Origin of the sequence: Parabacteroides caecihominis (genome assembly GCF_023656785.1) — a bacterium.
Lineage (GTDB): Bacteria > Bacteroidota > Bacteroidia > Bacteroidales > Tannerellaceae > Parabacteroides > Parabacteroides segnis.
Map to the genome: position 1 here is coordinate 153566 of NZ_JAMOKS010000001.1, position 15425 is coordinate 168990.

The 15425-nt window shown below is 43.9% G+C and carries 7 protein-coding genes and 2 pseudogenes; 6 read left to right on the forward strand and 3 right to left on the reverse strand.

Annotated features, from left to right (window positions below):
• The first annotated feature begins 14 nt into the window (after positions 1-14).
• A complete protein-coding gene (locus tag NBH14_RS00385; RefSeq protein ID WP_186957887.1) occupies positions 15-2042 on the forward strand; it encodes a beta-L-arabinofuranosidase domain-containing protein in 2028 nt (675 codons plus the stop codon).
• Between the two features lie 64 nt (positions 2043-2106).
• On the opposite strand, the gene NBH14_RS00390 is transcribed toward NBH14_RS00385, so the two are convergent.
• Together NBH14_RS00390 and NBH14_RS00395 are read right to left on the reverse strand one after the other, a co-directional pair.
• A complete protein-coding gene (locus NBH14_RS00390; RefSeq protein WP_009860425.1) occupies positions 2107-2655 on the reverse strand; it encodes an RNA polymerase sigma-70 factor in 549 nt (182 codons plus the stop codon).
• A 291-nt stretch (positions 2656-2946) separates the two neighbouring features.
• Positions 2947-4173 (reverse strand): annotated as a pseudogene (locus NBH14_RS00395) (hybrid sensor histidine kinase/response regulator transcription factor); the annotation flags it as partial.
• 744 nt (positions 4174-4917) lie between these two features.
• Here NBH14_RS00395 and NBH14_RS28735 point away from each other — a divergent pair.
• A pseudogene (locus NBH14_RS28735) lies at positions 4918-6501 on the forward strand (ligand-binding sensor domain-containing protein); the annotation flags it as partial.
• Positions 6502-6546: 45 nt separating this feature from the next.
• Here NBH14_RS28735 and NBH14_RS28740 read toward each other — a convergent pair.
• The gene (locus NBH14_RS28740) at positions 6547-6981 is read right to left on the reverse strand and encodes a two-component regulator propeller domain-containing protein (RefSeq protein ID WP_128133378.1); all 435 of its coding nucleotides are present in this window, start codon (positions 6979-6981) and stop codon (positions 6547-6549) included.
• Positions 6982-7305: 324 nt separating this feature from the next.
• Between NBH14_RS28740 and NBH14_RS00405 the strand changes: the two genes are divergently transcribed.
• The 4 genes from NBH14_RS00405 (at position 7306) to NBH14_RS00420 (ending at position 15403) form a co-directional block, all read left to right on the forward strand.
• On the forward strand, positions 7306-10455 hold the full coding sequence (locus NBH14_RS00405; RefSeq protein WP_446500453.1) for a SusC/RagA family TonB-linked outer membrane protein: 3150 nt from the start codon (positions 7306-7308) through the stop codon (positions 10453-10455).
• 12 nt (positions 10456-10467) lie between these two features.
• Positions 10468-12450 carry a RagB/SusD family nutrient uptake outer membrane protein gene (locus NBH14_RS00410; protein ID WP_186957889.1) on the forward strand — a complete coding sequence of 661 codons (1983 nt, stop codon included), beginning with the start codon at positions 10468-10470 and terminating at the stop codon, positions 12448-12450.
• A 104-nt stretch (positions 12451-12554) separates the two neighbouring features.
• Positions 12555-14006, forward strand: a complete 1452-nt coding sequence (locus NBH14_RS00415; protein WP_186957890.1) for a sulfatase family protein — start codon at positions 12555-12557, stop codon at positions 14004-14006.
• Positions 14007-14017: 11 nt separating this feature from the next.
• Entirely contained in the window at positions 14018-15403 is a 1386-nt protein-coding gene (locus tag NBH14_RS00420) for an alpha-L-fucosidase (protein ID WP_250817026.1), read from the forward strand.
• The last annotated feature ends 22 nt before the right edge of the window (positions 15404-15425 follow it).

The window sequence follows — 15425 nt, forward strand, 5'->3', positions numbered from 1 at the left end:
ACAAACAATGAGTCATGAAACATAAAGTCATTCTATCCTTATTAGTTGCAGTAGCATTGAATAGCCTTCCCTTTTCAGGGAAGGCCGATAATCCGGATTATCCCAATAACCGCTATCCGCTTATAAGAAAACCTTATATAGAACTGCCTTTGGGCAGTATCAAACCTAAAGGCTGGCTCCTTGAAATGCTTGAACGGCAGAAAAAAGGGGCATCCAGCCAGATGGACATCCTGTATCCGGAAGTAATGGGGGCACGTAACGGATGGCTGGGAGGCGACGGCGACCAATGGGAAAGAGGTCCTTACTGGATAGACGGATTGTTGCCCCTGGCTTATATCCTTGATGATAAAGAACTGAAACAAAAGGTACAACCCTGGATAGAATGGGCTTTGAAGAGCCAGCGTGAGGACGGTTTCTTCGGACCGGCCAAAGACTATGCGCCAGAACCCGGACTTCAACGGGACAACTCTGCCGACTGGTGGCCCCGAATAGTTCTGTTGAAGATCATGCAGCAATATTATTCGGCAACCGGAGATAAGCGGGTGACAGACTTTATGACCCGGTATTTCCGCTACCAGCTGAAAACCCTTCCGTCCACCCCGCTGGGAAACTGGACTTTCTGGGCTGAATACCGTGCCTGCGACAATCTCCAGGCCGTATACTGGCTTTACAACATAACCGGAGATGCCTTCCTACTCGATTTAGGTCATTTATTACATAAACAGAGCTATGACTTCGTCGACATGTTCCTCAACCGGGATGACCTGACCCGCTTCAACACCATCCATTGTGTCAATCTGGCCCAAGGTATCAAAGAGCCGGTTATTTACTATCAACAAGATCCTGACAAAAAATACCTTGATGCCGTAAAGAAAGGATTTGCCGATATCCGGCAATACAACGGCCAACCGCAGGGGATGTATGGCGGAGACGAAGGATTGCACGGTAATAATCCTACGCAAGGTTCCGAACTGTGTTCCGCCGTTGAATTAATGTATTCACTGGAAAAGATTATGGAAATAACAGGGGACCTGGCTTTTACAGATCATCTGGAACGGATCGCCTTCAATGCCCTCCCGACCCAGGTCACTGATGACTTTATGGACAAACAATATTTCCAGCAAGCCAACCAGGTCATGATAACCCGCCACGCCCACAATTTCTATGAAGATGCCAATCATGCAGAAACAGATATTATATACGGGACACGGACCGGATATCCATGCTGTTTCTCCAATATGCACCAAGGATGGCCCAAGTTCACCCAAAGCCTTTGGTATGCAACCCCGGATAACGGTATTGCCGCATTGGCCTACTCGCCTTCTGAAGTAACAGCAAAAGTGGGTAACGGCTGTAAAATTAAAATTACGGAAGAAACCTGTTACCCGATGGACGATAAAATCCAACTGACAGTCCGGCTGCTCGACAAAACGAAAGAAATAGCATTTCCGCTCCATTTGCGTATTCCCGAATGGTGCAAGGAAGCAACCGTGACAGTCAACGGTGTCCCGGAATCAACGGCAAAAGGAAACAGCGTGGCTATCATACGGCGGACATGGAAAAGTGGAGACCAGGTTCTTTTACATTTGCCCATGGAGGTTTCAACAAGCAAATGGTATGAGAACTCTGTTGCCGTTGAACGCGGACCATTGGTATATGCCCTGAAAATGGATGAGAAATGGGAAAAGAAAGAATTTAAGGGAGATGAAGTTACCCAGTTCGGAAAGTCTTATTATGAAGTGACTTCACCAACCAAATGGAATTATGGCATAGTTGCTTTCGATCCTGATAATATGCAGGAGAATTTCCAGGTAACGATCGACAAGAGCAAGCAGGCCGGCAATTATTTCTGGAATGTAGAGAATGCCCCCATCCTTATCAAAGTAAAAGCGAAAGAAATAACTTCCTGGCAATTGTATAACGAAATGGCCGGTCCGTTACCTTTCTCTACAGGGAGAAGCAAACAGCCTGTAGAAGAGATCACACTCATTCCTTTCGGATGTACGACTCTCAGGATTTCTGAATTTCCGCTGGTAAGATAGTAGCGGAATAGTTGAGTTAGCAGATTGTTTTATCGGATGTATACTATCAGATAACAACAATCTGTTATCTTAGAAACAAGAGATAGAAAACAGGCAGATAATCTTTCAAAGCTACCCTCAAAACCTTTAACGATCTGGTTATATGATATTCGACCCCTTTTGGGCTTATAGACAATTCTTCCGATATTTCCTTGACCGTACGGCATTCGTAACGGCTCATTTCAAAAACGCGGCGGGTCTGTTCGGGCAAAGCCTGTAAGGTATCATTGACGATACGGGTTATTTCTGACGAGAATATTTCTTCCAGGTCACAAGCCTGTAAAGTTGAGATGCGATAATACAGGTCACGGTCCATCTTAGAAGAAATGGATTCAGAGACAGCCTGTTTCACGTCCTGATGCTTCAAATAGTTCAGGGAACCGTTTTTCAACATCTGGACAAGCAGTGCCAGTGGATATTCAACTTTCTCCTTTTTACTGGTCTCCCACAAATTAATCAAAGATTCAGATACAATATCCTCTGCCGCCATGTCATCTCTGACATATGACTTCACAAACAAAAACGAACGTTTGTAGTAGTTTGTATATATATCGCTGAAACTTATATTACTCATCTCCTGTGGAATATAAAGAAGGCTCACTCCATTTATCTCAATACCATACAAAAATAAGATTTATTCCATAATAGTCAACACCCATTGGCAATAATTCTTTTTTAATATTCATATTGCTTATCACAACTGCATTCCTTTCATATCACAGTTGGATTCCGTTTGTTTCACAGATGGATTTCTTTTGTTTCACAGCTGTGATATGCAAAGAGAATGTAATGGTAAGGGAAACGATACGCCGGGTTAACGGCAGTCTCTCCCTTGTAACCGGCTCTACCCCAAGGGTAACGGAGACTATAAAGCATTATAACGGGAAGGCGATACACCAAACTGATTCGTGAAGTGCTTGCGGAATGTATTTATATCGTTATAACCGACCATTTCGGCCACCTCCTGAACAGAATATTTCTTCTGCATGATCAGGGAAGCAGCCTTGCTGATACGGATGCTGCGGATCACTTCGATAATCGACAGGTTACTCAACTGCTTCATCTTACGGTATAAGGTAGGCTGGCTGAGATTCAACAGGCCTGCCAGACTTTTGGCACTGAAGTCCGGGTTCGTCAGGTTGGCTTCGACGATACTGATCACCTGCCGCATGAAAAGACCGGCCTGCTCTTCTTCCTCCGGCTTCTCTACCGTATGTTTCAGCATCAGGGTTTTCGTATAGATGCGTTTCAACTGCTCACGCATGCGGATCAGGTTCTCTGCCTTGGCTTTGAGCACTTCGGGGTTGAAAGGCTTCATGATATAGTCGTCCACACCGATCCGGGTACTTTTCAGCAAATCCTCCTCCTCAGCTTTGGCCGTCAGCATGATGATCGGGATATGGGCCGTCTGCAACTCCTGCCTGATCTCCTGGCAACAGGTAAAACCGTCTTTGACCGGCATCATTATATCCGAAATGATCAGGTCAGGGATCTCTTCACGGGCGGTCCGCACGCCCTCTTCACCGTCCCGGGCTTCCAGAACACGGTATTTCTTCTCGAATAGAGTATGGATATAATGTCTTATCTCATCGTTATCTTCAATGACCAGCAATTTCTTGCCTGATTCGGGGGATGTCTCTTCACGAACCTTTTCCGGGGCAATGAATGCTTCCTCCTTCTGTTCATCACGGGTATCCTCAACCAGTTGATATACATCTTCTTTAAAATGCTCGCGCCCCAACGGAAGATAAAGGATAAACTCGGAGCCTTTGCCGGGAGCACTGTTCAGCAATACTTTCCCATGATGGAGGTCCATCGTGTTTTTAACGATACGCAGACCGATACCCACCTTGGTAGAAAATGAGGGATCATTTTCGCCCGTTATAAAGGATTCAAAGATGCGTCCCTGCAAATTTTCAGCGATACCGGGCCCATTGTCTGCAACGGATAATAAACAGAACATTTTCCCGTCTACCTCCTTCTCCTCGATCGTAACCCTTATCTTTCCGCCCTTCGGGGTATATTTGAGCGCATTCGAAAGAAGGTTCTTCAAGGCTGATTCTATTTTTGAGATATCAATCCAGAGATAAAGAGATTGAATGCCAAAGTCCAAGATGTACTCATGCAAAATGATACGAGTTTTTGGATGATATCCACTGATGTACTTTCGCTTGTTTCAGTCGCTTATCAAATGGATAAAATGGGGAATATAGACAAAGTGGACTTAAAAGTAGAAATGGAGTTTACAGGATTGGCCGGGAACGATACAAACTATATGGCCATGTGCCAATCCCCTGGCGGAATCATTTATATTGCGACCGATTGGGGAAATATAGTCACTTTCGATCCAAAAAAACATCAAATGACAAGCCTGGGCGATTTACCGAGAGTCAATAAAATTCATGTTCACCGCCTTCTCTATTCCGACGGTTCTGTCTGGATTGGAACCTGGGCCAACGGAGCGATCTGTTACAATCCGAAAACAGGTGTCTATACTCAATATACCTATAAACCGGAGGATACGGAAAAAACTCTTTCCCACGGAGATATTTATCAGATGGTTTCTTTGGGAGACGGACGGTATTTAGCTGCTACATGGAATGGTTACACAGTTTTTATTCCTGATAAAGAAGACCCTACCCGTTATACAACAGAGGTCTATAACAACACTGCGTCTCAACTTCATCGTAACCTGGAGACCCGGATGATCTCCGCTTATTACGATACGGAAGGTATTATCTGGATCGGAACACAAGGCGGAGGAGTGTATGCCTCCGATTTAAGGAAACAATTTTATCAGCGCTTTCACCAGGAAACGCATAATGAAATATGTGAAATGGCGACGGACAAGAATGAATATATCTGGCTTGCCACTTTCCATAAGGGAATTTTGAGAAGTACGGAACCTTTTAATCCTCAAAGCCGTTTGGAATTTGAATCGGCTCCTGCCGGCTCGAGCAATACTGTTTTATGTGTGCTCAACGATAAAAAAGGAAACTTGTGGTTCGGAAACGGCCAGTCCGAACTAATTCAGTATGATTCTGAAAATAAAACCTTTACCGTTTATCCTGTCCGCATTAAAAACAAACCTGAATGGTCCGGTTCCATCTGGTCTTTATTGATTGATAATCAAAATCGTTTATGGGTGGGAACCACTAACGGGTTATTGTTGTTTGATCGCCAAACAAAAGATTTTACCTATTACCCTGTCGGTTCCGGAACCATACGGGCAATGGTAGAAGTACCCGGTAAATACCTCTTGTTAGGATTGTCATACGGATTAGTAAAGTGTTCTTTGGATGGTCAACCTATTCGATCGGACTATGAAAAAACAGCCAATGTTCCAGTCAGGGATATACGTTCCCTTTATGCCGCTTCAGACGGAAAACTCTATATCGGTTATTCCGACGGATTTGGAGTAATGGATATTCAGTCTGATTCAATCGAGAATTTTTACACAACCCATAATGGGTTAAGCAGTAATTACATAGGTTGTATTTGCGAAGATGCGGAAGGACGTATTTGGCTGGGTTCCGCTTCCAGTGTTTGTAACTATAGCAGACATCAGAAATTGTTCTATAATTACTATATATCTGGTAACAACCGCTCAGTCATGTTTTATAAGGATTTTCTGTTTTGGGGGAATAATAAAAACATAACCTATTTCCTCCCGAATGAAGCAATGAACAACCACTTTATTCCCGGTAAAGTAGTAATAACTCAATTGGAAGTAGATAATAAACCAGTTGAAATCGGGCAAAAGATAAATAATCAAGTCATTTTGAAACAAGGTATTCCCTATACACACGGATTAACATTAAAGGCTGCTAATAATAGCTTTTCATTGATGTTCAGTAATCTGACCTACTCGGACGACCTGCAAAAATATAATTACCGGTTAAGTCCGGCTCAATCGAACTGGTTGACAATCAATGAAGGTGAAAAGGTTTCGTATGCAAACTTACCTCAAGGAAAATATGTTTTTGAGGTACAAAGTATTATGGCAGACGGTTCTAGCGGTTACCTGACATCCATGGATATCAACATCCTGCCTCATTGGTATGAGGCAATTTGGTTCCGTCTTCTAATTATTATCACAATCGGTTTTATTATATATTATCTGATGCGTCGTGTAAAAAAAGAGCAGGCACGTCTAAGGCATGAGGAACGGTTAAAACATGAATTGTTTGTTGCCAATTTGGAACGTGAGAAAGAGAAGCAAATCAACCGGGAACGCAGTAATTTCTTTACGAACGTCTCTCACGAACTTCGTACGCCTCTGACACTGATCCTTTCTCCTTTACAGGAGTTATTGCAGACGGAACGCTTTTCACAAATTCTATATGATAAGTTGTCATTGGTTTACAATAATGCGACCTCATTATCTACCCTGGTAAATCAATTACTCTATGTACAAAAAATAGAAGCCGGAATGGTGCAATTAAAACTGTCAGAAGTTGATATATCAGTGCTGGTTAAGAATGTTATCACGTCTTTTAAGCATATTGCCGAGATAAAACAGACAGAGTTCATCTTGGACTCCGGTAAATTTCCCGTTTTCATTAATAGAAACAAAATGCTCCATACGGCGATCGAAACAGAAGAGTTGCCCGCTCACATTCAACCAAAGCAGATTATTTCCGGTTTCATGGATACTGGAAACTTTCATATAAAGCCCATCCGAACCGAAATTCTTTATATTTTTTCCATCATAACGGCTCAAACCATTATCTGTGCCAAACCACATAAAACCATCCATATCTTTATGAATACACAAGACCGTATTATCGGCCAGTCCGTTTTGCATGGTAAGCACCCTGATATCCTTTTCAAAAAAGGCATAACCGGAAAAACTATAAAAAATAGAGAATAGTATAGCTGCAATAAATTTCCTCATCATCTAATTAACAAAGCTCCTCATTTAGATATTTCAAACATATACAAAGAAACAAAAAAAGGAGGATATTACCTCTAAACAAGACAAAGAAAAACAACATAAATATAATGCATGAACAATCTGCCGACTATTCATGAATAAAACACCCAGTATCCTGTTTTTCAACAAGAAAAATAAAGAAAACACCCATCGTTAATGAAGAAAACACGCGTTATCCCTTCCAGGCAGACCAGATACTTTTGCTTACAAAGATTAATAAAATTAGTATTAACAACCTTAAAACTAAAAAGGATGAAGAAAAGAGTCACTTTTTTAATTGTGCTGCTAATGGTTAGTATATTTCATATATACGCGCAACAGCAAAACATTAGCGGTACTGTCATTGACAAGAACCTGAATGAACCCGTTATCGGAGCTTCCATTCAAATAAAGGGTACAACAAACGGGACCATTACCGACCTGGACGGAAAATTCGCTATCAACGCTTCGAAAGATGATATCCTGGTGATCTCCTACATAGGATACACTACACAGGAGATCAAACTTACCGGACAATCCAGTCTAAAAATAGAATTGAGTGAAGATACTCAGGCACTGGACGAAGTAGTAGTAGTTGGGTTCGGTACCCAAAAGAAAGTTAATCTGACCGGAGCTGTAGCGACTGTCGATAAGAAGGTGTTGGCATCCAGGCCGGTAACTTCCGTTTCACAGTCTTTACAAGGGGCAGTTCCCGGATTAAACTTATCCACCGCCGACCTTGGAGGACAATTGGGTCAGAACATGAATGTTAATATTCGTGGTACGGGAACGATCGGTAAAGGTTCCAAAGGCGAGCCACTTATCCTGATCGACGGCATGGAAGGAAACATGAACAACCTGAATCCGGAAGATGTTGAAAACATTTCTGTATTGAAAGATGCCTCCTCTTCCTCTATCTATGGTTCGCGGGCAGCGTTCGGCGTAATCATGATAACAACAAAAAAAGGTAAAGCCGGGAAAATGCAAATAAACTACAACAATAACGTCCGTTATTCCGGTCCGACCAACCTCCCCAATCAACTCGATTCATACCGTTTTGCCAATTTCTTCAATGAAGCATCTATCAATCAGGGAGGTAGTGTCATTTTTGACGAAGAGACCATCGGTCGCATACAAAAATACATGGCCGGAGAATTAGCGGCAACGACTATTGCCAACGGTAACAACTGGCATTTTCATGAAAAAGCCAATGATAATGTAAACTGGTGGAAAAAACACTTCCAGTGGGCATGGTCAAACGAACATAATATCAGTCTGAGCGGCGGTACGGAAAAGATACAATACTACGCATCCGGAAGTTATCTGAACCAAAATGGTAACTTGCGTTACGGAGAAGATAATTATAAACGTTACAATGCAACTGCAAAAGTCAATACACAAATAAACAAATATGTAGATTTCAATATCAACACAAAGTTTGTGCGTTTTGACCTCGATAACCCTGTTTATCTGGAAGAAGGCGGACTGCTTTATCACGACATCGCCCGTATGTGGCCAATGATGCCTTTTAAAGACCCGAACGGTTATTATATGAGAAACGGAAAACTCAACCAATTGGCAGACGGCGGACGCTCCAAGACCCATAACGATAATATTTATATGCAGGGACAGCTCGTTGTCCACCCGCTTAAAGGATGGAATATTTACGCAGAAGCCGGCATGAGAATTATCAATCAGAACAAACAAACGAACTTGAATCCGATCTATGAACACGATGTAAACGGGAACCCGCTGGCATTGGCTTTCAGCGGAAGTTATTCTCCGGGAGCTTCGTTCGCACGCTCTGCTTACCTGAACAGTAATTTCTATACGACAAGCGTTTATACCGACTATACTTTACAGCTGAAAGATCATTACTTTAAGGCATTGATTGGTATGAATACCGAAGAATATGTCTATCGCGAATTAAGCGCCCAACGTCCCGATGTGATCAGTAGCCTTGTTCCGGAAATCAGTGCGTCTACCGGAGAGGACAAAATCAACAGTTCCAAATATAATGACTGGTCGACTGCCGGATTCTTCGGACGTATCAACTATTCATATAAGGACCGGTATATGGTGGAAATGAACGTTCGTTACGATGGTTCTTCCCGTTTCCTCAGAGACCAGCGCTGGAACGTGTTCCCTTCTTTCTCTTTAGGCTGGAATGTGGCACGCGAATCGTTCTTCGAACCGATAAGTAACATCATCAACACGTTGAAACCGCGTGTTTCATGGGGTATGTTAGGAAACCAGAATACTGACTCATACTATCCGTTCTATCTGACACAAAGCGTAACGGCTAATGGCGGCAACTGGTTAATGAATGGCGGCAAACCGACAACGGCAGGAGTTCCGGGAATGGTCAGCAGCACACTTACCTGGGAGAAAATTTACAATACTAATATAGGTATCGACCTCGGTATGCTGGACAACCGCCTGAATGCAACTGCCGAGTATTTTATCCGCAGAACCAAAGACATGGTCGGACCGGCAGCCGAAGTGGGTGCCATATTGGGAACCTCTCTTCCGAACACAAACAATGCCGAACTGAAAAATAAAGGATGGGAAATACAACTGAACTGGAGAGACCAGATAGGAAAAGTGAATTACAATGCCGGATTCAATCTTTCAGACTATCGCGCTAAAGTTATTTCATACCCCAATGCTTCTAAAGCTCTCTGGGATGCAGACGGAAATACGCTTTATTACGACGGAATGACGATCGGAGAAATCTGGGGATACGAGACGGAAGGTATCGCTAAATCTGACGAACAAATGACCGAATGGCTGGCCAACAATGACCAGAGTAAAATCGGTTCAGCCTGGGGAGCCGGCGACATTATGTATCGCGACCTAAACGGTGACAAAGTAGTCGACAGTGGAAACAGTACAGCTATAGATCATGGCGACTTAAAAGTAATCGGTAACAATACGCCTCGCTTCCGCTTCGGCCTGAGCCTGGGAGCAGACTGGAAAGGTTTCGACGTACAAATGTTTTTCCAGGGAGTCATGAAACGTGACATTTGGTTAGGCGGTCCTATGTTTTGGGGAGCTGATGGCGGAGAGTGGCAATCGGTTGGTTTTAGTGAACATCTTGACTATTTCCGTCCGGAGAACACAGCTTCCGTATTCGGAGCAAATCTCGATTCCTACTACCCCAAAGCATATCTGGGTGATAAAGGAAACAAAAACAAAAAAACTCAGACACGCTATTTACAAAACGGAGCTTATATGCGTATGAAGAACCTGCAAATAGGATATACATTCCCCCGAGCCTGGATGAATAAAGCGAATATCCAAAAGCTCCGTATTTATGTTAGTGCAGAAAATCTTTTCACTATCAGTGGCATAGCCGATATGTTCGATCCCGAAGCAACTGCTGCCAACGGATTCAGCAATGGTAAGACATACCCGCTATCTAAAACTATTTCATTCGGTTTAAATATCACTCTTTAAAATGTAAGAACAATGAAAAAAAATCTATTATACATCATAACATTGGTTGGTGCTTTATGCTCCTGTAACGATTTTCTTGACAAAGAACCGTTGGACGCTGTACCCACCGACAAATATTTATTGACAGAAAGTGATTTGGCCGCTTATTCGGCTAATCTCTACGATCAGCTTCCCTCCCATACACCCGGACAATATAATATGGGGGTATTTGTCACCGACAACAATAGTGACAATCAGGCCGCAAGCAATCCCAACAGTTCATTTGTGAAGGGAGAAACCCGCGTAGCGCAAAGCGGAGGAGCCTGGGATTTCGGAAAAATCCGTAATGTCAACTATTTCATCGACAAAGTACGTCCCCGCCTGGAGAATGGGGAATTAAACGGAACAGAAGCCAACAATAAACATTATTTGGGAGAAATGTATTTCTTCCGTGCATATATCTACTATACCAAACTAGTTGCACTTGGCGACTTTCCTATATTGAAAAACTGGATTACAGAAGATTATGAGACCGTCAGGGAAGCAAGCAAAAGACGTCCGCGCAATGAAGTGGCACGTTTCATCCTGCAAGACTTGGACTCGGCCTATTATTACATGAAAGAGACTCCGCCCATGACCAACCGGCTGACTAAAGATTGTGCCGCCCTTTTGAAAAGCCGTGTAGCCTTATTTGAAGGTACATGGGAAAAATACCACAAAGGAACAGCACGCGTGCCGGGTGGTCCGGGATGGCCGGGAGCGAACAAAGATTATCTGAAAGATTTTTCAATCGATATCGATTCTGAAATAAGATTCTTCCTGACGGAAGCCAAAGAAGCTGCTCAAATAGTTGCCGATAAATATTCGTTATCCAGCGATTATCCGTCCCTATTCAACAGCCAATCGTTAAGTAGCACTTCTGAGGTATTATTATGGAGAGCCTATGATGCAAGTCTGACTCCTGCTGTCAACCATTTTGTAGTTGGCTATATACAACGTAACGGAGGTGGAAATACCGGATGGACACGCAGTATGATGCAGTCTTACCTGATGGAAAACGGATTACCGATCTATGCAAACAACTCCGGTTATCAAGGTGACAAGACCTATGAAGCCGTAGCAGCCGATCGTGACCCACGTTTAGGATACAATACCATCTTACCAGGTGAATTATTATCAGAGGGAGGAAGCAATATTGAATATCTTGTGAACGGATATGGTTATTATTATCGTGCTCCTATCGTGCTGGGCCAGAATGAGAACAAATGCCCTACCGGTTATTCGGTAAAAAAGGGTCTGACAACAGATGCTGCACAAGGTCCGACGTTGCCTTCTACCACAGCTTGTGTCGTATTCCGGGCTGCTGAAGCATATCTGAATTATATGGAAGCTGATTACGAATTAAACAGTTCGCTGGATGCCAACAGTGGAAAGTATTGGAGAGCTCTTCGTGCACGTGCCAATATGGATACTGACTATCAGAAAACAATAAATGCAACGGATTTAAGTAAAGAATTGGATTTTGCCCGTTATTCCGGCTCTGAATTAGTATCAACGACTCTCTATAACATTCGTCGCGAACGCCGCATCGAGTTTGCTGCTGAAGGACTTCGTCTGAATGACCTGAAACGTTGGCGTGCATTGGATATGATGCAAGGATATCACGTAGAAGGTTTCGATTTATGGAGTGAAAATTATGCACGTTACACAACACCAACTCCCACTCCGGCAGCAGATGTCACTCTTTCGGTCGTTAATCTGATAGAATCCGGAAATACAAATGCGAACGTATCTGCAAAATCAGAAAGCCAGTATCTTCGTCCTTTCCGTATCAATACGAATAATATTGCTTACAACGGTTACAATTGGAACCAGAATAAATATCTGAATCCGATTGCTTTCGACCATTTCCGACTGACAACAGAGACAGAGGGTTCCACTGATTATGCTTCCTCTACAATTTATCAGAATCCGGGATGGAAGATAGAAACCAGCAGTCTTCCTGAAGGCGATTAATGATCTATTCATGATAAAACAAGACCTCCTTATTTTCTTTGGGAGGTCTTGTTCTTTCAAAAAAGATATTGTATTCCACTATAATTATGTAACTTTACTGCACCATGAAAAAAACTATCACTCACACATTATTGCTATTTCCTATATTAGCAATGGGAATACAAGCACAAGAGAAACAGTCTTCTCCAAACCTGATCTTTATTATGGCTGATCAATGGCGCGGAGATGCTTTAGGATGCCTGGGTAAAGAGGCCGTAAAAACACCTCATCTGGATCAATTGGCATCAGAAGGGGTTAACTTCACCAATGCAGTCAGCAGCTATCCGGTATCTTCCCCGGCACGTGGTATGCTGATGACAGGAATGTATCCTGTGCATAGTAAAGTTACCGGAAATTGTAATTCGGCAACAGCTCCTTACGGGGTTGAACTTCCCGAATCGGCCCGTTGCTGGTCCGACGTCCTGAAAGACCAGGGATATGAACTGGGATACATTGGTAAATGGCATCTCGACTCCCCCTACCAGCCTTACATTGAAACCAGTAACAACAAAGGAAAAATAGCCTGGAACGAATGGTGTCCCAAAGAACGCCGCCACGGCTTCAGTCACTGGATCGCCTATGGCACATACGATTATCATCTGAAACCCATGTACTGGGATACGGATGCTTCGCGCGACGAATTTTATTTCGTCGACCAATGGGGACCGGAATATGAAACCGACCGGGCCATCGACTACATCGCCAATCGAGATAATAAATTACGCGACGCAGGCAAACCGTTTGCTCTGGTCGTATCCATGAACCCGCCTCATACCGGATATGAGCTGGTTCCTGATAAATACAAAGAGATCTACCGCGACGTAGATGTCGAAACAGTATGTAACTCTCCTATCATTGCCCCAAAAGGGACAAAAATGGGAGATTTCTACCGCAAGAGTGTGTTGGATTATTATGCCTGTATGACAGGTGTCGACGAACAGGTCGGCCGTATCATCCGCCAGTTGAAAGAACAGGGATTGTTCGAGAATACGATTGTGGTGTTTACTTCCGACCATGGAGACAGCATGGGGATGCACGAGCATATCGGTAAGAATATTTATTACGAGGAAGCCATGCGCATTCCGATGATGATAAGCTGGCCGGAAAAGATCGCGCCGCGCCGGGATTCGACCCTGATGATCGCTTTCGCCGATCTGTATCCTTCCCTCTTATCATTAATGGGATTCAAAGAACAGATACCAGCAGAGGTACAGACCTTCGATCTGTCTGCTTCCATCCTCTCACTGGAAAAGGCACAGGAGGTCGTACAGCCTTATTATTATCTTCTCCCTGAAAATTTAATGACCGGATACAGAGGGTTACGGACGAAAAAATATACATTCGTGGTACACGCCACAAATGGCCGGACTGACGAATGGATATTATTCGACCGCGAGCAGGACCCCTTCCAGCTAAACAACATCGCCCCCGATCGGCCGGCACTGATAAAACAATTTACAAGCCAGCTGAAAGACTGGCTGAAGAAGACTAACGATCCATTTATGAACTGTCTGTAAATTATATACACATGAAAACACATCTTTATCTGGCAATCTTACTGATAGCAAGTATTTTCCCGGCAACGGGACAAGAGGCGGATATCCCCCGTCCAGCCCCCCACCAGTTGAAATGGCACGAATCGGAAATGGGCGTTGTCTTCCACTATGACCTCCATGTCTTTGACGGCATCAAATATGGCCAGGGCAATAACCGCGTCCAACCGATAGAAGATTACAATATCTTCAACCCTACCCAACTAAATACGGACCAGTGGGTACAGGCGGCAAAAGCAGCCGGGGCCAAGTTTGCCGTCCTGACGGCCACCCATGAGACGGGCTTTGCCATTTACCAGAGCGATATCAATCCCTATTGCCTGAAAGCCGTGAAATGGCGCGACGGGAAAGGGGACATCATCCGCGACTTTGTCAATTCATGTAGAAAATACGATATAATGCCGGGGATCTATGTCGGTATCCGGTGGAACTCACTTTTTGGCGTTCATAATTTCAAGGTACAGGGAGAAGGAGAGTTTGCCGCTAACCGTCAACAATGGTATAAGCATTTCTGCGAACGCATGGTTGAAGAACTTTGCAGCCGCTACGGTGATTTGTTTATGATCTGGTTTGACGGTGGCGCAGACGATCCGAAAGGCGACGGGCCGGACGTATTACCCATCGTCAGCAAGTATCAGCCGGAATGCCTTTTCTATCATAACGTAGACCGGGCGGATTTCCGCTGGGGCGGTTCTGAGACAGGTACGGTCGGTTATCCCTGCTGGTCTTCTTTCCCCTACCCTTACTCACACAGCAATAATACGGAAGGGAGCCGAAACCATAACGACCTGTTGAAACAGGGCGACAAGGATGGAAAATACTGGGTTCCGGCTATGGCAGACACTCCCTTGCGGGGCATGAACGGACGGCATGAATGGTTCTGGGAGCCGGATGACGAAAATACGGTTTACCCGGTTGAATCTTTAATGAATATGTATTATAAATCGGTCGGCAGGAATGCAACACTGATTGTCGGTCTGACACCCGATACAACAGGCCTGATTCCATCCGGCGACGTACAACGACTGAAAGAATGGGGCGACGAGATAAACCGCCGCTTCTCTTCCCCGCTTGCCTCTACCTCCGGACAAAAGAGAAGCCTGATACTAAAACTGGATAAGGCACAACCGGTCAATCATTGCATTATCCAGGAGAACATCCGGAACGGTGAGCGTATCCGTCAATATAAAATAGAAGCCAGAGTAAACGGCAAATGGCAAACCGTTTGCGAAGGCGAATCGGTAGGGCACAAGCGTATCGAGCAATTCCCGACGGTAGAGGCTTCGGCTTTGCGCCTGACAATCTCTCAATCGGTAGCACAACCGGATATACGTAACTTCAGTGTTTTCAACGTCCAATAAATAAACAAATGAACTAAAATGA